We start from the raw sequence: 20421 nt of genomic DNA, 5'->3' as shown, positions 1-20421 counted from the left end.
CCCGGCGTTGCTGCGATAGTGAGGCCCGAATCGAAAGATGTATCGAGCAACCAGGACCTCCGTGGACACGAGCGAGAGCAGCAGCACCACCGACGCGGGCAAGACCGAGGCGCCCGGCGGGGACCCGCCCGCACGCGGCTGGCGCCGCTGGGCGATGGACACCCGCCCCCTGCGCATCCCGGCCTACCGGCGCCTGTGGTCGTCGACCATCGTCACCGCCGTCGGCAGCCAGCTCACCGCGGTCGCCGTACCCAAGCAGATCTACGACATCACCCAGTCCTCGGCCTGGGTCGGCTACGCCAGCCTCGCCGGGCTCGTCCCCATGGTCGTCTTCGCGCTCTGGGGCGGGGCCGTCGCGGACACCGTGGACCGGCGCAAGCTGCTGCTGATCACCAATATCGGCATCGCGGTGACCTCGCTGCTGTTCTGGGCCCAGGCCGTCACCGGCCTCGACTCGGTGCCGGTGCTGATGATCCTGCTCGCCGCCCAGCAGGCGTTCTTCGGCCTCAACCAGCCCGCCCGCAGCGCCTCCGTGGCCCGGCTGGTCCCTGCCGAGGAACTGCCCGCCGCCAACGCGCTCGGCACCACCGTCATGCAGACCGGCCTGGTCGCCGGGCCGCTGCTCGCCGGGGTGCTGATCCCGGTCATCGGCCTGCCCGAGCTGTACCTCATCGACGCGATCGCGCTGACCTTCACCGTGTGGGCGGTCTTCCGGCTGCCCGCCCTCCCGCCGCTCGGCGGACCCGCCGCCCGCCGGGCCGGGGTACGGGAGATCGCGGCCGGGTTCCGCTACATCGCCGGGCACAAGGTGCTGCTGCTGTCCTTCCTCGCCGACATCGTCGCCATGGTCTTTGGCATGCCCCGCGCCCTCTTCCCGGAGCTGGCCGCGCAGACCTACGGCGCCTGGGGCTCGGGGTTCGCGCTCGGTCTGCTCTTCGCCGCGATCCCGGTCGGCTCGGTGCTCGGCGGCCTGTTCTCCGGCGCCTTCTCGCGGGCCCGCAGGCACGGCTGGATGGTCATCGGCTCGGTCGTCGGCTGGGGGCTCGCCGTCGTCGGGTTCGGGCTGAGCGGCAACCTGTGGGTGGCCGTCGCCTTCCTCGCCGCCGGAGGCGTGGCCGACATGGTCTCCATGGTCTTCCGGGGCGCCATCCTGCTGTCCGCCGCGACCGACGAGATGCGCGGTCGGATGCAGGGCGTCTTCACCGTGGTCGTCGCGGGCGGACCACGCCTCGCCGACGTGCTGCACGGCACCGCCGGTTCCGCCTTCGGCCCCCGCGCCGCCGTCGCGGGCGGTGGCGCGCTGGTCGTCGTCGTGATGCTGGCGCTGGCCGCCGTGATGCCCGCGCTGCGCCGCTACCGGATCTGACCGCGGGGCGCTACAGGGGAGTGCTGCGCCGGATCGCGTACTGGTCCATCAGCTTGCCGCGGGTCGTCTCCAGCCGGTGGGCCAGGATCTCGGCCACCGTGCGCACCAGCGACAGCCCCAGCAGCGGGTCCTCCACGCACAGCGCGAGCACCGCGGGCCCCTCGAACTCGTAGGCGCGGACGTTGCTGAACGCCACCGCCCCGAAGTCCCACTCGTACGGCGGGAAGAGCCAGGACCAGCCGAGCAGGTCACCCGCGCCGAGCGTGGCCACGGTGACGTACTGGCGCGAGGTCACCTGCTGGTCCAGGGAGACCGCGCCCGACCGGATCACCCAGAACCGGTCGGCGACGCCGCCCGCCCCGAACACCCGCGTGTCCTCCGGGAAGGACACCTCCTTGGCCAGCTCCATCAGCCGTTCCCGCTGTGCCTGTGGCAGGGCGGTCAGCAATTTGATCGCTTTGGTCATACGCGGGGCTCCTCACCGGCGGCCGTTCGGGTGGTTCCCTAAGCCCATTTGAGCCGCTGCCGCCGCGAGAGGCACCTCGAAGCACCGGCCGCGCGCGGGCCCGCCGTGCCGAGGGCAGGAAAAAGCCCTGGCTGGACGGGGGTAACCAGCCAGGGCGGTCAGTGCGGAAGCGCGCGGAACACACGGGTACCGGTCCGGCGCGCGCCCCGATATGGGTGAACGATAAACCACAGGGCGCGTGACCGGTAATAGCGGCGGAATCACGTGACGTGCCTCACTCCCGCCGCGCCCGCCGCGCCCGCCTCCGCGGTGTGGCTGCCCGGCGAGACGATTTCCGTCAGCACCCCGGCCACCACCTGGTACGTCAGCGCGCGCTCGGTAGCCTCCCGCGCCCGGTCCGGATCGGTGGCCGTCAGGCTCTGCGCCCGCTCCAGCCACGCCCGCTCCTCCTCGGCGGCCAGATCCCGGCCCCGCCGGATACGCCGCAACAGTTCATCCGCGTCCACGACATCACTCATGCCGGGCTCCTACCCGCTCGGCGCCCGGTGAAGGCACGACGGCGGACGGTGTTTGACATCGCCGCGAGGGGTCAGCCGCAAGGAAGAGACCCCGGCCGTCCGGGCACGGCCCGAGCGGAGACCGGGCACCGCTAGGGAGGGACGACGACACCATGTGCGAGCAGTACGCGACCAGCACCCCGACCGTGCCCCGGCAGAGCCGCAGGACCATGGCGTACCGGCCGGCCGACGCCCGCAGAACCGTACGCCGGGTGGTGACCGAGCGCTGCCGCGACCGCGCGCTGGACTGCGCCGACGAGACCCTCGAGGACGCCCTGCTCGTCGCCTCCGAACTGACCACCAACGCCATCCTGCACGGCGGCGGCATCACCTGCTTCGAGGTCGACGTCGACACCCGCGGCGTACGGCTCTCGGTGAGCGACCGCAGCGACGAACTCCCCGACACCACCGCCTCCATGGGCACCGAGGCCGACCGCAGCCGCACCGGCGGCCGCGGCTGGCCCATCGTCAGCCTGCTCGCCCGCGACGTACGGGTGGCGGGGCTCCCCCGTGGCGGCAAGTGCGTCACCGCCGTCGTACCCCTGCGCTGAACACGGCCCCGAACACGACGCCCTGTCAGTTCTTCGCGGTGGCCTTCTCCACCTCGACCGGGACGCCCAGTGGACGGGCCAGGCCCGAGACCGCTTCGTCCAGGCGCTGGAGATGGCGCAGGACCCGGTCGGTGACCCGGCCCCAGCGGGGGGTGGCCAGGGTGCCGGGCTCCAGCATGGAGGCGATGCTCGGGCCCGTCTCGATCTCGGCCGAGGAGTGCGGGTCGCGGACGTGGTCGGCGATCGCCTCGATGTTGTGCACGATCCGGCTGCACACACCGCTCAGCCTCGGGTCGGCCGCGATCGACGGGTTGCTGGGCAGCAGCTCGGCCGTGGCCGCCAGCGCCCGCCCGTGGTAGGCACAGGTCTCCAGCAGCGCCACCACGTACCGGGCGGTGTCCCGGCGGGTACGCAGCGGGGTGATGGGGTGCGTCAGCGGCTGGATCGCGGCGTGCAGGTCGGCCAGCGCCTGGTCCAGCTCGCGTGCCTGGTCCACCAGATCCACGTGCGGCCGCCCACTGAGCTGGTCCACGGCCGCCCGCGTCAACTCCGCCAGCTTGTCGAGCACGTCCACCAGTAGCTCATTGGTCCGCCGGTCGGTGCGCACCGGCAGCACCACCGCCGCCGCGATCACCCCGCACGCCGCGCCCAGCGCCGTCTCCTCCACCCGCAGCAGCAGCACCGACATGCTGTACGTGTTCAGCAGGGTGTACAGCAGCCCCAGCGCCGCCGTCACGAAGAACGACATCAGCGTGTACGACAGGGGAGCGGTGTAGAACATGGCGAACACACACACCAGCACCAGCGCGAACGCCGTCCACGTGTGGTGCCCCACCGCACCGGCGAGCCCGATACCGGCCACCACACCGAGGACCGTACCGAGCAGCCGTCGGCCGCCCTTCACCAGGATCTCCCCGGTGGAGGTGGTGTTGATGAACACGATCCAGCAGGTCAGCACCGCCCAGTACCACCGCTGCTGGGACAGCAGCTCACCGCCCGCGATGGCCAGCGTCGACCCCACAGCCACCTGCACGGCCGCCCGCGTCGTGGGCCGCCGCAGCCCCGTCGGCTCGCCCTTCTCCGCGTCGGGTTCCTCGCTGATCTCGATCGCCGCGTCCTCGGCCTCCAGCTCCTCACGGGACCTGGCCGTCGCCGGACTGTCGTCGGACTCGTCCTGCGGCCCGTCCAGCGCGGTCCGCAGACCCAGCACCGCGCGCGCCGCCTCACCGATGCCGCGGAACACGTCCTGCACGGCCGGGGACGCCTCGGGCAGGTTGTCCTCCTCGCGGTAGCCGAGCAGCCGGTTGCGGACCTGCGCCAGCGCCGTCCCCGAGGTCTCGCCCACCGGACGCAGCACCAGCAGCCGCAGCGCCCCGAGGTCCCGCCGCATCAGCTCCGTCGACGCGTCCCGCACCGGCAGCACCCCGATCGACGGCAGCGGCGCGCCCGGCAGATGCAGGGTGAGGGTGTTGGTCCGCTCGGCGCTGCGCGCGGTGAGCAGCATCAGCCCCAGCCGCTCGGCGGCGATCTCGGCGTCCGCGATCCGGCGCTGCAGCAGTCGGGCCACCGCCTCGTCCGAGGTACCGCGCTCCAGACGGCCCTGGATCATCAGCGCCGTCTCGTGCAGCCGCGCGGTCCCGGTGCGCAGGTCCTCCACGACTTTGTCGACGTCCTCGGGACCCGCGTCCAGCAGCTCGATCTGGGTGCCCAGCAACTGGCCCAGCCGGGCCCGGAAGGCCCGCCGCAGCCGGTCCAGCGTGCCCGCCTCCGTCTGCGGCATCAGCACGAACCGCGCGAAGGCGCTGCACCCGACCGCCACCGTGATCACCATGTACAGCGAGGGCAGCGCCGGAACCGTCGCCCGGACGAACAGCGACAGGAAGTAGACCTGGAAGCCGATCAGCCCGAGCCCGGTGGCCCGCTCGCCGAACCGACGCCCGTAGACGGCCGCGAAGATGAGCAGCAGGAACGAGATGTCGCTGACCAGCGGCCACCGGTTCAGCACCGCGCCCAGCGACACCGCCGCCAGCGCCACCGGAAGACACAGCGCCAGCGTGACCCCCTGCTTGGCGCGGTCGGTCTCCCGGACGGCGAACGTCGACGACATCGCCGCCATCGCGCCCGCGACCAGCTCCGGCACCGGGAAGCGCAGCACGCCCAGCACGAACAGGGTGAGGGCGATCGCGGCCACCGTGCGCAGCCCCGCGATCAGCCGCAGCAGTCCCGGATCGGACGCGGCGAGCCGGTCCCACAGCCGTACCAGAAGCGCCCGTCCCCTTGCCTTCACGCCGCCGCGCTCTCTCTCCCGTGCCGGACCATGATCTACGACCCAGGATGTCACGCCGCCCCGCCCGGCTCCTGGCCGGGCGGGGCCGCGCCCGGGGCCGCCGGAGGCCGCCGCCCCCACCACGGGACGGCGGCCTCCGGTGGCCCGGCTCACTCGCTCAGCCTCCGGTTACTTTTCCCCGCACCTTGCCCTCCGCCTCGGCCGTCCGCACCTCGCCGCGCACCTGCTCCGGCGTCAGATAGGAGTCCGTGTACTCGAAGTCCTTCAGCTGGGCGGGCTTGCGGGCCTGGAAGCCGGTACGGACGAAATCGTCCCCGGCGACGGCGTTCAGCACCCAGTTCACCAGCACCCGCGCCTTGGCGACGCCGGTGCGCAGCGCCGACCAGTGGTAGCCGCGCGCCACGATCTGGGCGAGGATGCCGCGCAGCTCGATCCCGAGCGGCCGGGACACCGCGTCCTTGCCGCCGAGGTCGACGACGAGACCCAGGTCCTTGTGGACGTACGGCTCCAGCGGCTCGCCGCGCAGCGAGTGGATGATGTTGTCCGCGACCTTCGGGCCCTGCCGCATCGCGTGCTGCGCGGTGGGCGGGCAGATCGCGTCCTTCTCGCCCTTGGCCAGATCGGGCACCGCCGCCGCGTCGCCGAGCGCGAACACCCCGTCGTGCCCCGGCACCGTCATCTCCGGGGTCACCGCGAGCCGTCCGCGCACCGTCTCCGCGTCCATCGTGCCGATCAGCGGACTGGCGACCACACCGGCCGTCCAGATCAGGGTGTTCGTCGGGATCACCCGGCCGTCGGTGAAGGTGACCTCGTTGTCGGTCACCTTGGCCACCGACACCCCGAGCGACACGTCGATGCCCCGGTCGCGCAGGATCTTCAGCGCCTGCTTGCCGAGCCGGTCGCCCAGCTCCGGCATCAGCTTCGGCGCGATGTCGATCAGATGCCAGCGGATCAGACTCGGGTCCAGCCGCGGGTAGCGCCGGACCGCCGCGTGGGTGAGGCGCTGCAGGCAGGCCGCCGTCTCCGTACCCGCGTAACCGCCGCCGACCACCACGAACTGCAGCCGCGCCGCCCGCTCCTCCGGGTCGTCGCTGGCGTCCGCCAGGTCCAGCTGCGAGATGACGTGGTCACGGATGTACGCCGCCTCCGCGAGCGTCTTCATCCCGAAGGCGTGCTCGGCCAGGCCCGGGATGTCGAAGGTGCGGGTCACACTGCCCGGCGCCAGCACCAGATAGTCGTAGGGCTCGTTGACGATCTCGTCGGTGATGGTGCGGATGACGCACACCTTCGCCGCCAGATCCACCCCGATCGCCCCGCCCGGAATGATCCGGGTGCGGTACTTCTTGCTGCGGCGCAGCGAGACGGCGATCGACTGCGGCGTCAGCACGCCGGAGGCGACCTGGGGCAGCAGCGGAAGGTAGAGCTGGTAGGAGAACGGCGTCACCAGGGCGACATCCGCCTCGTCGGGGCCGAGTTTGCGCTCCAGTCGGCGGACGCACTCGACTCCGGCGAAGCCTGCGCCGATCACCAGAATCCTGGGTCGTCGTGTCACGGTGTTGTTCCCTTCTGCGGCTCCCGTCGGTCCGGATGGACGCCGTTCGCATGCCCTGGACCACTGTCACCACACCCGATCCCACCGCGCCCCGGGCCGTTCCGCCAGTCGGCAGCGGCCCGGCGGCGGACGCGTGGGCAGCAGCCTGCCCCTCCACGCACCGGAGTAACCCGATTCCGCGCCGGTACACCTTCCGGCGCTCTCACCAGGGCAGGAAGACGTGGATGTCCTTGCCGTCCGCCACCACGACCACGCTCACCTGGTCGCACAGGGTGTGCACCAGATGCCAGCCGATGCCCCCGCCGCCCGAACTCGGCCTGAAGGGACGCGGCTCGGGCACCACCGTGCTGGTGTCGTGCATGGTCACATGCACCCCGTCGAAGGTGCGCCGCATCCGCATCCCGAACGGCCCCGGCGCGAACTGGATCGCGTTGGCCGCCAGCTCCGTGACCACCAGCAGGATGTCGTCCCAGTACTCCGGCGCCGCGGGCGGCGCGTCACGGGCCAGCTTGCGCAGGTACTCCTCCGCGGCCAGCCGTGCGCCCGTCACGTTCGGCAGCTCGCCGGGAAAGGAGTACGCACGCTCGTGCGCCCTCTCGGAGGGAGGGGTTCCGTCCCAACGCCGCTCTGTCGCCATCTCGCATTCCCCGGCCCGGTCTCCCGGAGTGGGCCCGTGTACGGCCCCCGCGCTCCGGGGCGGTCATCGTCGCTGGTCAGTTCACCAGGGCGGGTTCCCAGCGCCACGCGGATTACGCGTGGACGCGCCACCGGACGTGCACCGGCTCACCGGAACACGTCGTCCGGCTCGTCCCAGTCCGCCGGTTCCGGGCCCCGTCCGGACCGCGCGGCCCGCGAACGCGCCTTGTACATCGCGTCGATCTCGGCCGCGTAGTGCCGCGCTATCGCGTCCCGGCGCAGCTTCAGCGACGGCGTCAGCAGCCCGTTGTCCGGGGCGAACGGCTCCTGCACGACCCGGTAGACCCGGATGGACTCGGCGCGGGACACCGCGCTGTTGGCCGAGGCGATCGCGCGGGCCAGCTCCTCGCGCAGCGCGTTCTCCTCCCGGCTCTCCCGCCCCTCGAAGTCGCCCTGGAGCGCCAGCGCGGCCCGCCAGTGCGCGAGGAACTCCGGGTCCAGGGTGATCAGCGCGCCCATGCACGGCCGGTCCTCGCCGACGACCACCGCCTGGTGGATCAGCGGGTGCATGCGCAGCCGCTGCTCCAGCGGCGCGGGCGCCACGCTCTTGCCGCTGGAGGTGATGATGACGTCCTTCTTGCGGCCGGTGATGGTCAGATACCCCTCCCGGTCCAGCCGCCCGATGTCCCCGGTCGCCAGCCAGCCGCCGCGCAGCACGCTCCGGGTGCGGGCCTCGTCCCCGATGTAGCCCTGGAACACCGACGGGCCGTGCACCAGGATCTCCCCGTCCTCGGCCACCCGGACCTCGGTGCCGGGCAGCGGCACGCCCACCGTCCCCGACTTCTCCCGGCCCAGCGGCTGCATGGTGATCCCGCCGGAGGTCTCCGTCAGCCCGTAGCCGTCGTGGATGTACAGGCCGATGCCCTCGAAGAACAGCGACAGTTCGCGGCTCAGCGAAGACCCGCCCGAGGTGCCGCGCCGGGCCCGGCCGCCGAGCGCGGAGCGCAGCTTGCGGTACACCGTCCGCTCGTACAGGGCGTGCTGCAGCCGCAGATCCAGGCCGGGGCCGGTCCCGATGCCGAGGCGGCCGCGCTCCTCGGACTCCGCGAAGTCCCGCGCGGTCTGCGCCGCCCGCTCGAACAGCGCGCCCCGGCCCGCCTGCTGAGCCGTCCTCAGGAACGTCTTGTACAGCTTCTCGAACACCGAGGGGACACCGTAGAGATACGTCGGCCGGAAGGTGCGCAGCGCCGTGGCGAGCGCCTCCTCGGACATCTCCGGCTCGTGCGCCATCAGGATGCCGCCGCGCAGACACAGCGTCTGGACCATGATCCCGTACACGTGCGAGAACGGCAGGAACGCCAGCACCGAGGGCTGTTCGCCCGGCTGGGCGGCCGTGTGGCCCCAGCCCGCCAGCAGCACGTCGCAGGAGTACGCCAGCCCCCGGTGGCTCAGCGCGCAGCCCATCGGACGCCCGGTGGCGCCGGAGGTGTAGGTGACCGCCGCCGTGGAGTCCGGCAGCACGATCCGGCGCAGCGACTCCACGGTGGTCAGCGGGATGTCCACGCCCCGCTCGGTGAGTTCGGTGAGCGCGCCCGCGTCCAGCTGCCAGACGTGCCGGAGCCGGGGCAGCACCGCGCACACCGTGCCGACGGTCATCACGCCCAGCTCGTCCTCGACCGCCACGGCCACACAGCCCGCGTCCCGCAGGATCCACTCGACCTGGTCCCGCGAGGAGGTCGGATGGATCGGGACGATCTCCGCGCCCACGGTCCACAGGGCGTGCGCCAGCACCGTCCACTCGTACCGGTTGCGGGCCATCACGGCCACCCGGTGGCCCGGCGAGATCCCGGCGGCCACCAGCCCCTTGGCCAGCCCCAGCACCTCGTCCCGCAGCTCGGCGGCCGTGACCGTCTCCCACTCGCCCGCGGCGGACCCCGCGTGCCGGGCGAGCAGCGGCAGTCCGGGACTGTTCTCGGCCTTCTCGAAGACGGTGTCGGCGAGCCCGCCGGTGGGCGGCGGGAACGCTGCCGGAGCGGAGGCGACGTCGCGCATGCGCTGCTCCTGGGAGTACGGAGGGTGACCCCGCCGATCGGCTCTGTGTCGGCGGTGCACGAATGTAGCGCGGAGAAGCGGTTTCGGTGCGGGGAAGGGGAAACTCGTGATCCGCTGATGACCTGCGAGTGTCCGGTGGGTCCCTGGTGCCCCCGTTCGTGCGGGTATCGGAGCGGGTGCCCAGGCACGCCGAGAGGGGCGGCCGGGGGTCCGTACGACCCCGGCCGCCCCTCGGCGGACACTGGTGCTCAGCGGGCGGGCGTGAGCCAGACCGTGGAGAGCGGGGGGAGCGTCAGGCGCAGTCGGCCGTCCTCGGGGCAGAGCTTGCCCGCGTCACCGACCTGGACGCCGCTGCCGCCGTACCGGACCGCGTCGGTGTTCAGCGCCTCCTGCCAGGCGGGCACCTGTTCGGGCGCCCAGAGCCGGTAGTCCTCCCGGACCACGGGCGAGAAGTTCGACACCGCCAGCAGGGGAGTGCCGTCCTCGGCGTACCGCACGAACGCGAAGACGTTGTCGTCGGCCGCGTCGCACATCGACCACTGAAAGCCGCCCGGATCGGTGTCGCGCTCCCACAGCGCCGGGGCGTCCCGGTACACCGTGTTCAGCTCCCGCACCAGGTCCCGCATGCCCCGGTGGTCGGCCGCCGAGTGGTAGTCGTCGGCCAGCAGCCACCACTCCGGCCCGTGCTTCTCCGACCACTCCGCGCCCTGCGCGAACTCCTGCCCCATGAACAGCAGTTGCTTGCCGGGGTGGGCCCACATGAAGCCCAGGTACGCCCGGTGGTTCGCCCGCCGCTGCCACCAGTCGCCCGGCATCTTCGACACCAGCGCCTGCTTGCCGTGCACCACCTCGTCGTGCGAGATGGGCAGCACGTAGTTCTCGCTGTACGCGTACACCATCGAGAACGTCATGTCGTGGTGGTGGTACTTGCGGTGCACCGGCTCCTTCTGCACGTACTCCAGCGAGTCGTGCATCCAGCCCATGTTCCACTTCAGCCCGAACCCGAGACCGCCGCTGTCGGTCGGCCGGGTCACGCCCTCCCACGCCGTCGACTCCTCGGCGATGGTCACCACGCCGGGGCAGCGCCGGTACACGGTCGCGTTCATCTCCTGGAGGAACGCCACCGCGTCCAGGTCCTCGCGCCCGCCGAAGACGTTCGGCGCCCACTGCCCGGAGTCCCGCGAGTAGTCGAGGTAGAGCATCGAGGCGACGGCGTCCACGCGGAGCCCGTCGATGTGGAACTCCTCGCACCAGTACACCGCGTTGGCGACCAGGAAGTTGCGCACCTCGGTCCGGCCGAAGTCGAACTCGTACGTCCCCCAGTCCGGGTGCTCGGCCCGCCGGGAGTCCCCGGGCTCGTACAGAGGGTCCCCGTCGAACCGGGCCAGCGCCCAGTCGTCCTTGGGGAAGTGGGCCGGGACCCAGTCCATGATCACGCCGATGCCCGCCCGGTGCAGGGCGTCCACCAGGAACTTGAAGTCGTCCGGCGAACCGAGCCGCGGCGTGGGCGCGTAGTACGAGGTGACCTGGTAGCCCCAGGAACCGCTGAAGGGGTGCCCGGCGACCGGCATCAGCTCCACATGCGTGAAGCCCAGGTCCCGTACGTACGCGGGCAGTTCCTCGGCCAGCTCGCGGTAGGTCAGCCCCGGCCGCCAGGACGGCAGATGCACCTCGTACACCGACATCGGCGCCTGGTGCACGGGCGTGTCGCCCCGGTGCGCCATCCACTGACCGTCGTTCCACGCGTACGTGGAGGAGGTGACGACGGAGGCGGTGTCCGGCGGGACCTCCGTGAGCCGGGCCATCGGGTCCGCCTTCAGGAACCGGTGCCCGTACCGGGAGGTGATCTCGAACTTGTACCGGGCGCCCTCGCCGATCCCCGGCAGGAACACCTCCCACACCCCGGCCGCGCCCAGCGAGCGCATCGGGTACTGCGTGCCGTCCCAGAACGTGAAGTCCCCGGCCAGCCGCACCCCCTGGGCATTCGGCGCCCACACGGTGAACCGGGTGCCCGCGACCCCCTCGTGGGTCATCGGCTCGGCGCCCAGCGCCTTCCACAGCTCCTCGTGCCGACCCTCGCGGATCAGATGCAGATCCAGCTCACCGAGCGCGGGCGCGAAACGGTACGGGTCGTGCACCGTCCGCTCGCCGTCGTCGTACGTCACCACCAGCTCGTACGGGGGGATCTCCCGGTACGGCAGCACGGCCGAGAACAGACCGCCGCCCTCCGAGGCGAGCGGCGAGCGCACCCCGTCGGCCAGGACGCTCACCTCCCGCGCGTTCGGGCGCAGGGCGCGGAACAGCACGCCGCCCGGTACCGGGTGGGCGCCCAGCAGGGCGTGCGGGTCGTGATGCGCGCCGCCCAGCAGGCGGTCGCGCTCCTCGCCCACGAGGGCGATGCCCGAGGTGCGGACGGGGCCCGAGGTCTCGGGCAGTGAGGTGTCGCGCAGTGCCATGGTTCAGCCTCTCCACTCGGCGAGCCGCTCGATGGCCGCCATCGGGACCGGAAGCCAGTCCGGCCGGTGTCTCGCCTCGTACAGGACCTCGTACACCGCCCTGTCCGTCTCGTGCGCGCGCAGCAGCGCGTGCTCCTTGCGCGGGTCCCAGCCCGCGCGGGCCGCGTAGCCCGCGCAGAACGCCTCCCGGCAGCGGCTCGCCCACTCGGGCCGCCAAGGGCGGCGCTGCCGGGCCGCGTAGTCGAAGGAGCGCAGCATCCCGGCGATGTCACGCACCGGGGACTGCGCGGTCCGCCGCTCGGCGAGCGGACGGGAGGGCTCGCCCTCGAAGTCGATGACGAACCAGTCGGCCCCGGCGCGCAGCACCTGCCCCAGGTGCAGGTCGCCGTGGACCCGCTGGGCGGCCGGACCGGAGTCATGGGCGGCCAGCGCCCCGAACGCGGCTCGGAGGCCCGGCACATAGGGCCTGAGCCCCGGCACCGCCCGCGCCGCCGCGTCGACCCGCGCGCACATCGCCTCGGCCGTGACGCCGTTCTCCTCCCCACCGGCCGCCGGGAACGCCCCGGCCAGCGCGAGGTGCACCTCCGCCATGGCACCGCCCAGCTCACTGGCCTCGGCGGTGAAGTCCTCGCCCCGGGCCAGCGCCCGCAGCGCCAGCTCCCAGCCGTCGACCGCGTCCGGCAGGAACGGCTGGAGCACGCCTAGCGTGGCCGGACGCGGCGCCGTGGTGCAGAACCACGCGACCGGCGCGGGCACCCGCGCACAGCCCTGCTCGGCCAGCGCCTGCGGCACCTCCAGATCCGGGTTGACGCCCGGCTGGATACGGCGGAACACCTTCAGGATGTACGAATCCCCGTACACGATCGAGGAGTTGGACTGCTCGCTGGTCAGCAGCCGGGGAGCCAGTCCGCCGGGCACATCGGCGCTGCGGTCCGCCTCGAAACGCAGCGGGCCCGCCGTGCCGGGCTGGCGCAGCCGCTCCAGCAGCAGATGCGCGCAGCGCGGGTCGTGCAGCGCGTCGTACACGTCGAGTCCGGCCAGCGGGCCGTGCTCGGCGCGTCCGATGAGCGCCCGCGCCAGGCTCGGCGCGGGCCGCTCGCGCAGGCCCAGCAGCAGCTGGTAGCAGTCGCCGGGCGGGGGAGTGCCGCCGGGCGTGGGCACCGGCGCGTGCGAGGCGTTCACCAGCAGGTGCAGGCAGCCCGGGAACAGTTCGGTGACGGACAGCACCGACAGATCGGTGGCGGGCCGGTCCTTGCCCGCGAACCAGCGCTGCCGGGGCAGCCACTCGCGCAGCAGGCCGCCCAGCGAGGCCAGGAGCCCGTCGGCACCGGTCGCCGCCGGGGGGCTGAGGGTGATGGTCTTCGGCATGGTGACGCGTCCTTTCCTCGGCGCCGGGCGCTCAGCGGCGGCGGCCGATGCGGGATGCGGGTCGGGTGAGCCGGAACCAGTAGAAGCCGTGCCCCGCGAGGGTCAGCAGATACGGCAGTTCACCGATCGCCGGGAACTTGACCCCGCCGATCAGCTCCACCGGGTGCCGCCCGTCGAACGTCCGCAGATCCAGCTCGGTGGGTTGCGCGAACCGGGAGAAATTGTGCACGCACAGCACCAGGTCGTCGCCGTACTCGCGCAGGAAGGCCAGCACCGCCGGGTTGGACGAGGGGAGTTCCGTGAACGAGCCCAGTCCGAAGGCGGGGTTCTGCTTGCGGATCTCGATCATGCGGCGGGTCCAGTGCAGGAGGCTGGACGGGGACGACATGGAGGCTTCGACGTTGGTGACCTGGAAGCCGTGGACCGGGTCCATGATCGTGGGCAGGAACAGGCGGCCGGGGTCGCAGGAGGAGAAGCCCGCGTTGCGGTCGGGCGTCCACTGCATCGGCGTACGCACCGCGTCGCGGTCGCCGAGCCAGATGTTGTCGCCCATGCCGATCTCGTCGCCGTAGTACAGGATCGGCGAGCCCGGCAGGGAGAGCAGGAGAGCGGTGAACAGCTCGATCTGGTTGCGGTCGTTGTCGAGGAGGGGGGCGAGGCGGCGGCGGATGCCGATGTTGGCGCGCATACGCGGGTCTTTCGCGTACTCGGCCCACATGTAGTCGCGTTCCTCGTCGGTGACCATTTCGAGGGTCAGCTCGTCGTGGTTGCGCAGGAAGATGCCCCACTGGCAATTCGTCGGGATTGCCGGGGTCTTGGCGAGGATTTCCGAGACCGGGTAGCGGGATTCACGCCGTACGGCCATGAAGATGCGGGGCATGACGGGGAAGTGGAACGCCATGTGGCATTCGTCGCCGCCGGTGGAGTAGTCGCCGAAGTAGTCGACCACGTCCTCGGGCCACTGGTTGGCCTCCGCCAGCAGCACGGTGTCCGGGTACTGGGCGTCGATCTCGCTCCGGACCCGCTTGAGGAAGGCGTGCGAGGCGGGCAGGTTCTCGCAGTTGGTGCCCTCCTCCGCGTACAGGTACGGCACCGCGTCGAGCCGGAAGCCGTCGATGCCGAGGTCCAGCCAGAACCGCAGGGCGGCCAGGATCTCCTCCTGCACGGCCGGGTTCTCGTAGTTCAGGTCCGGCTGGTGCGAGAAGAAGCGGTGGAAGAAGTACTGTCCGCGCACCGGGTCGAAGGTCCAGTTGGAGACCTCGGTGTCGACGAAGATGATCCGGGCGTCCTGGTACTGCTTGTCGTCGTCGGCCCACATGTAGTAGTCGCCGTAGGGGCCCTCGGGGTTGGCGCGGGACTCCTGGAACCACGGGTGCTGGTCACTGGTGTGGTTCATGACGAAGTCGATGATGACCCGCATGCCCCGCTGATGGGCCGCGTCCACGAACTCCACGAAGTCGGCCAGGTCACCGAACTCCGGAAGGACGGAGGTGTAGTCCGAGACGTCGTAACCGCCGTCGCGCAAAGGCGACTTGAAGAACGGCGGGAGCCACAGGCAGTCCACGCCGAGCCACTGGAGATAGTCGAGCTTGGCGGTCAGACCCTGCAGATCGCCGACGCCGTCGCCGTCGCTGTCGTGGAAGGAGCGGACCAGCACTTCATAGAAGACGGCACGCTTGAACCACTCGGGGTCCCGGTCCTTGGCCGGTGTGTCCTCGAACGTGTCCGGCACGGGTTCGTTGACGGTCATGACGCTGCGGGCCCTCCGATCGGTGACGTCGCCGACTCGGCACGCAGGACGTGCGCGGGGGTGCGGCCGGGGCTGAGGCACACGTAGTTGTCGCGGCCCCAGTGATAGGTCTCGCCCGTCAGTTCGTCGTGCACGGACAGGGCGTCGTTCCAGTCCAGGCCGAGTCGCGGCAGGTCCAACGAGACCGTGGCCTCCTGGGTGTGGTGCGGGTCGAGATTGACGACCACGATGACCGTGTCGTCACCGGTGCTCTTGCTGAACGCGAGCACCGAGTCGTTGTCGGTGTGGTGGAAGCTGAGATTGCGCAGGTGGTGCAGCGCGGGGTGCCTGCGGCGGATCTCGTTGAGGCGGGTGATGAGGGGGGCGATGGTGCGTCCCTCACGGGCGGCGGCTTCCCAGTCCCGGCGTTCGAGCTGGTACTTCTCGGAGTTCAGGTACTCCTCGCTGCCCGGCTTGAGCGCCTGGTTCTCGCAGAGTTCATAGCCGCTGTAGATGCCCCAGGCGGGGGAGAGCGTGGCCGCGAGCACCGCCCGCACCTCGAAGGCCGCGCGGCCGCCCTGCTGAAGGTAGCCGGGCAGGATGTCCGGGGTGTTGGCGAAGAAGTTGGGCCGCATGTAAGCGGCAGCGTCCCCCGACAACTCCGTGAGGTACTCGGTCAGTTCCTGCTTGCTGTTGCGCCAGGTGAAGTAGGTGTACGACTGCTGGAAGCCGACCTGGGCGAGGGTGTGCATCATCGCGGGACGGGTGAACGCCTCCGCCAGGAAGATGACGTCGTGGTCGGCGCTGTTGATCTCGCCGATGACGCGTTCCCAGAACACCACGGGCTTGGTGTGCGGGTTGTCGACCCGGAAGATCCGCACCCCGTGCTCCATCCAGTGCCGCAGCACCCGCACGGTCTCCGTCACCAGGCCGTCCATGTCCGCGTCGAAGGCGACGGGGTAGATGTCCTGGTACTTCTTCGGCGGGTTCTCCGCGTACGCGATCGTGCCGTCGGCACGGTGGTGGAACCACTGCGGGTGCTTCTCCACCCACGGGTGGTCCGGGGAGCACTGGAGAGCGAAGTCCAGCGCCACTTCGAGCCCCAACTCGCTTGCCCGGCCGACGAAGTGGTCGAAGTCCTCGAGCGTGCCGAGGTCGGGGTGGACGGCGTCGTGGCCGCCCTCGGGGGAGCCGATCGCCCACGGGACGCCGACATCGTCGGGGGTCGCGGTCAGGGTGTTGTTGCGGCCCTTGCGATGGGCCGTCCCGATGGGGTGGATCGGGGGCAGGTAGACCACGTCGAAGCCCATCTCCGCGATGGCGTCGAGCCGCTTCGCCGCCGTGCGGAAGGTGCCGTGCGGCTGGTCGACCGTGCCCTCGGAGCGGGGGAAGAACTCGTACCAGGAGCCGTAGAGGGCGCGCTCGCGCTCCACCAGCAGCGGCAGCGGGTCCGAGGCGGTCACCAGGTCGCGCAGGGGGTACCGGGCGAGGACCGCCGCCACCTCCGGGCCCAGGGCGTCCTTCAGGCGGTGGTTCACCGAGAGGGTGTCGTCGCCGAGGGCGTGCGCGGCGGCCAGGACGAGGTCGCGCTCGGGGCCCTTGGGCGCTCCGGCGGCCGCGCGCTCGTAGAGCTCCGCGCCCTCCTCCAGGACCAGGCCGGTGTCGATCCCGGCCGGGATCTTGATGCCCGCCTGGTGCCGCCAGGTGGCGACCGGATCGGACCACGCCTCCACGCGGTAGGTCCAGCGACCGGTGGCGTCCGGGGTGATGTCCGCGCCCCACACGTCGCTGCCGGGGGACAGCTCGCGCATCGGGGTCCACGGGCCGCGCCGACCCTTGGGGCCGCGCAGGACCACATTGGCGCCCACCGCGTCATGTCCCTCACGGAACACGGTCGCGGTCACCTGGAACGTCTCCCCGGCCACCGCCTTCGCCGGGCGCCTGCCGCACTCCACGGCCGGCCGGACATCACGTACCGGTACGCGGCCGATGGCCGGGGTCCTGCGCATGGATCTCACCTCCGCCGTGCGCGAAGCCGGGCACACGGGGCCCGGCTTCGCGGTCCTGGATACGGGGTCGGCAGGTGCCGTCCCGTAGGGGAACGCCATGTACGGTGCCAGGTCAGGGGCTTGGCGCCGTGGATCGCCGCTCCGGTGACTGCGCGCGTCGCGCCCTCCGGCCGGGCTGCGGCCGCCCGTCCTGCTCGCTCAGATAACCGGCCGGGGTGGAGCGCAGATACCGCTCGGCGGCGTCCGCCGCCTCCCTGGCGCAGCGTTTTCCCATCAACACGCACAACGTGTAGCCCGAATCCTCGAAGGTGCTCCGGACCGTGCGGTCGTGGGGCGAGGCGAGCATCACGCGCTCCCAGGCCCGGTAACGCCGCAACTGCCGGGCCACTTCGGCCTTGGCGGGTAGCAGCATGGTCCCCTTCACCTTCCACGGCTCGACCCTCGCGTTCCCGACGGTCGGGTGATGACCGCGCATGGGAGGGCGCGGCACCGTTACGGCGATCGAGGCTTTCACTCATGGTGCACGTGTAAACACACTCCGTCCTGTTGGAGCTTCAACGACCCCGCCGTTCGTGATGCTCGTGTTGCACGAATGGCGTAGCAGCCGCAGTGTGGATGGTGACTAAGAAGCGACTGGTGTTCACGCTGAGTGTCCGGCGATCCCGCCGGACGGCCGTGGAGCAGGAGCTTCGCCGGTGAGGAGCAAGCGACAATGGAGACCGCAGTGCCCCGCTACTACCACCTCGACGTGGAAGTCGGCCCGGAACGGGTGGGACAGGTCAGCCGCATCCTGGCCGCCCACCTCAGTCACTGGGACCTCGACAATCTCGTGGAGCCCGTCCGCCGCGGCACCGAGCTACTGCTGCGCGCCATCGACCAGCACGCCCCGGACTCCACCACATCCATCGAGATGTGGTGGAACGGCCAGCACCTCATCACCGCCATCGGCGGCGGCGACCACGACCTGGGCCCGGACGAGGGCCTGCGCGGCTGCCTCGCCGACATCGCCGCCATGAGCGACGGCTGGGGCTGCTGCGCCACCGAGACCGGAGCCAGGATCATCTGGTTCTCGCAGCGTGCCCGGGCCGGCCAGCGGGTCCCGCTGGTCCCGGTCGCTCCCTCGCCGCACATCCGCCGGATGCTGCGCGTGCCCCGCGCGGCCCCGGTGCCCGTACGGGTGGCCGAGGTGCCCGCCGGTGTCCTGGTGGGCGCCCGGTGACGGCCAGGAAGTCCCGGAAAGGGGTGCCCGTGTGGAGCGGGCACCCCTATCCGTTGGGCGCCTCCTTCGACGGCCAGGGCACCAACTTCGCGCTGTTCAGCGAGGTCGCGGAACGCGTGGAAGTGGTCCTCGTCGACGACGCGGGCGCCGAGACGCCCGTACCCCTCCACGAGGTCGACGGCTCCGTCTGGCACGGGTACCTGCCGGACGTCGGGCCCGGGCAGCGCTACGGCTACCGGGTGCACGGCCCCTGGCAGCCCTCCCTCGGCCACCGCTGCAACCCGGCCAAGCTGCTGCTCGACCCGTACGCGCGGGCCGTGGACGGCCAGACGGACAACGACCCCTCGCTCTACGAACGCGACCCGCACGGCCCGGCGCCCGCCGACAGCGCCGGGCACTCCATGCTGGGCGTCGTCACCGACCCCTACTTCGACTGGGGCGACGACCGCCCGCCGGGCCGCCCGTACTCCGAGTCCGTCATCTACGAGACCCATGTGCGCGGCCTGACCGCGACCCACCCGGACGTGCCGGAGCGGCTGCGCGGCACCTACGCCGGGCTGGCGCACCCCGCGGTCACCGAGCATCTGACCTCGCTCGGTGTCACCGCGGTCGAGCTGATGCCGGTCCACCAGTTCGCGCAGGACGGTGTGCTGCGCGACCGGGGGCTGTCCAACTACTGGGGCTACAACACCATCGGCTTCTTCGCCCCGCACAACGCCTACGCCGCCCTCGGCTCGCGCGGCCAGCAGGTCAACGAGTTCAAGGCCATGGTGAAGGCGCTGCACGCGGCCGGGCTCGAGGTCATCCTCGACGTGGTCTACAACCACACCGCCGAGGGCAACGAGATGGGCCCCACCCTCTCCTTCCGGGGCATCGACAACGCCTCGTACTACCGCCTGGTCGACGGCGACTGGGCGCACTACTACGACACCACCGGCACCGGCAACAGCCTGCTGATGCGGCACCCCTACGTGCTGCAGCTCATCATGGACTCGCTGCGGTACTGGGTCACCGAGATGCATGTCGACGGCTTCCGCTTCGACCTCGCGGCGACCCTGGCCCGGCAGTTCCACGAGGTGGACCGGCTCTCGGCGTTCTTCGACCTGATCCAGCAGGACCCGGTGATCAGCCGCGTCAAGCTCATCGCCGAGCCGTGGGACCTGGGCGAGGGCGGCTACCAGGTCGGCAACTTTCCCCAGCTGTGGTCGGAGTGGAACGGCAAGTACCGGGACGCCGTACGGGACTTCTGGCGGGCCGAACCCGGCTCGCTCGGCGAGTTCGCCTCCCGGCTCACCGGCTCCTCCGACCTCTACCAGGCCAGCAGGCGCAGACCTCGGGCGAGCGTCAACTTCGTCACCGCGCACGACGGTTTCACCATGCGCGACCTCGTGTCGTACAACGACAAGCACAACGAGGCCAACGGCGAGGGCAACCGGGACGGGGAGAGCGACAACCGGTCCTGGAACTGCGGGGTCGAGGGCGACACCGACGTCCCGGCCGTGCTCGAACTGCGGGCCCGCCAGCAGCGCAACCTGCTGGCCACCCTGCTGCTCAGCCAGGGCATCCCGATGCTCGGCCACGGCGACGAACTCGGCCGCAGCCAGGGCGGCAACAACAACGCCTACTGCCAGGACAACGAGGTCTCCTGGATCGACTGGGACCTCGACCCTGAGCAGCGCGCCCTGGCCGACTTCACCCGGCGCCTGATCGGGCTGCGCGCCGAGCACCCCGTGCTGCGGCGGCGCCGGTTCTTCCGGGGCGAGACCGAGACCCGGCGCAAGCAGCCGCTGCCCGACCTGATCTGGCTGCGGCCCGACGCGCGCGAGATGGCCGACCAGGACTGGCGGCGCGGCGACGCCCACTCGGTGGGCGTCTTCCTCAACGGCGACGCCATCGCCGAGCGCGACGCCTACGGCCGCAGGGTCGTCGACGACTCCTTCCTGCTGCTCCTGAACGGCTTCTGGGAGCCCGTCGACTTCCGTCTGCCCGCCGCGTCCTACGGCGAGCGCTGGACGACCCTGATCGACACCGCCGACCCCGAGGGCGTCCCCGACGAGCGCGAGCGCAAGGCGGGCACCCGGCTCCGGGTCGAGTCGCGGAGCCTGGTCCTGCTGTCCCGACCGTCCCGCGACGGCTGAGCGGGGCACACGAGAGGGCGCCCACCGGAATCCCG

At 71.6% G+C, this 20421-nt stretch carries 15 protein-coding genes; 4 read left to right on the top strand and 11 right to left on the bottom strand.

The genetic code is table 11. From position 1 onward, the window contains the following. Window positions 1–61 precede the first annotated feature (61 nt). Window positions 62–1366, top strand: coding sequence for an MFS transporter (locus ACI2LY_RS19790; RefSeq protein WP_404708280.1), 1305 nt, complete (start codon window positions 62–64; stop codon window positions 1364–1366). A gap of 10 nt (window positions 1367–1376) precedes the next feature. On the opposite strand, the gene ACI2LY_RS19785 is transcribed toward ACI2LY_RS19790, so the two are convergent. Continuing rightward, complete coding sequence (locus ACI2LY_RS19785) at window positions 1377–1832, bottom strand: cyclic nucleotide-binding domain-containing protein (protein WP_388997890.1); 456 nt, start codon at window positions 1830–1832, stop codon at window positions 1377–1379. A gap of 260 nt (window positions 1833–2092) precedes the next feature. Beyond that, complete coding sequence (locus ACI2LY_RS19780; protein WP_404708279.1) at window positions 2093–2350, bottom strand: hypothetical protein; 258 nt, start codon at window positions 2348–2350, stop codon at window positions 2093–2095. Between the two features lie 152 nt (window positions 2351–2502). Here ACI2LY_RS19780 and ACI2LY_RS19775 point away from each other — a divergent pair, with 152 nt between their 5' ends. Continuing rightward, the gene (locus ACI2LY_RS19775) at window positions 2503–2940 is read left to right on the top strand and encodes an ATP-binding protein (protein ID WP_404708278.1); all 438 of its coding nucleotides are present in this window, start codon (window positions 2503–2505) and stop codon (window positions 2938–2940) included. A gap of 25 nt (window positions 2941–2965) precedes the next feature. On the opposite strand, the gene ACI2LY_RS19770 is transcribed toward ACI2LY_RS19775, so the two are convergent. The 9 genes from ACI2LY_RS19770 to ACI2LY_RS19730 form a co-directional block, all read right to left on the bottom strand. Further along, window positions 2966–5227: an FUSC family protein gene (locus ACI2LY_RS19770; protein WP_404708277.1), complete on the bottom strand. Its 2262-nt coding sequence runs from the start codon at window positions 5225–5227 to the stop codon at window positions 2966–2968. Window positions 5228–5384: 157 nt separating this feature from the next. Next, window positions 5385–6779, bottom strand: a complete 1395-nt coding sequence (locus ACI2LY_RS19765) for an NAD(P)/FAD-dependent oxidoreductase (protein ID WP_404708276.1) — start codon at window positions 6777–6779, stop codon at window positions 5385–5387. Window positions 6780–6981: 202 nt separating this feature from the next. Further along, a complete protein-coding gene (locus ACI2LY_RS19760) occupies window positions 6982–7416 on the bottom strand; it encodes an ATP-binding protein (RefSeq protein WP_388997876.1) in 435 nt (144 codons plus the stop codon). Window positions 7417–7562: 146 nt separating this feature from the next. Further along, complete coding sequence (locus ACI2LY_RS19755; protein ID WP_404708275.1) at window positions 7563–9467, bottom strand: AMP-dependent synthetase/ligase; 1905 nt, start codon at window positions 9465–9467, stop codon at window positions 7563–7565. Window positions 9468–9715: 248 nt separating this feature from the next. After that, window positions 9716–11923, bottom strand: coding sequence for a 1,4-alpha-glucan branching enzyme (gene glgB, locus ACI2LY_RS19750; RefSeq protein ID WP_404708274.1), 2208 nt, complete (start codon window positions 11921–11923; stop codon window positions 9716–9718). A gap of 3 nt (window positions 11924–11926) precedes the next feature. Further along, on the bottom strand, window positions 11927–13291 hold the full coding sequence (locus ACI2LY_RS19745) for a maltokinase (RefSeq protein WP_404708273.1): 1365 nt from the start codon (window positions 13289–13291) through the stop codon (window positions 11927–11929). Window positions 13292–13322: 31 nt separating this feature from the next. Beyond that, window positions 13323–15041: a maltose alpha-D-glucosyltransferase gene (treS, locus tag ACI2LY_RS19740; protein ID WP_404708272.1), complete on the bottom strand. Its 1719-nt coding sequence runs from the start codon at window positions 15039–15041 to the stop codon at window positions 13323–13325. Further along, a complete protein-coding gene (locus ACI2LY_RS19735) occupies window positions 15038–17029 on the bottom strand; it encodes an alpha-1,4-glucan--maltose-1-phosphate maltosyltransferase (protein ID WP_404708271.1) in 1992 nt (663 codons plus the stop codon). Before ACI2LY_RS19735 ends, treS begins: the two co-directional genes overlap by 4 nt. 112 nt (window positions 17030–17141) lie before the next feature. Continuing rightward, entirely contained in the window at window positions 17142–17441 is a 300-nt protein-coding gene (locus ACI2LY_RS19730) for a DUF5133 domain-containing protein (protein WP_384370106.1), read from the bottom strand. A gap of 300 nt (window positions 17442–17741) precedes the next feature. Here ACI2LY_RS19730 and ACI2LY_RS19725 point away from each other — a divergent pair, with 300 nt between their 5' ends. Next, the gene (locus ACI2LY_RS19725; protein WP_404708270.1) at window positions 17742–18248 is read left to right on the top strand and encodes a pep a2; all 507 of its coding nucleotides are present in this window, start codon (window positions 17742–17744) and stop codon (window positions 18246–18248) included. A gap of 23 nt (window positions 18249–18271) precedes the next feature. After that, window positions 18272–20386 carry a glycogen debranching protein GlgX gene (glgX, locus tag ACI2LY_RS19720; protein WP_404708269.1) on the top strand — a complete coding sequence of 705 codons (2115 nt, stop codon included), beginning with the start codon at window positions 18272–18274 and terminating at the stop codon, window positions 20384–20386. Window positions 20387–20421: the final 35 nt, after the last annotated feature.

It is taken from the genome of Streptomyces sp. NPDC002176, from assembly GCF_044903645.1.
In the GTDB taxonomy this organism is placed as follows: Bacteria; Actinomycetota; Actinomycetes; order Streptomycetales; family Streptomycetaceae; genus Streptomyces.
Note: the sequence above shows the minus strand (reverse complement) of the source record. Positions and strands in the feature narration are given on the sequence as shown.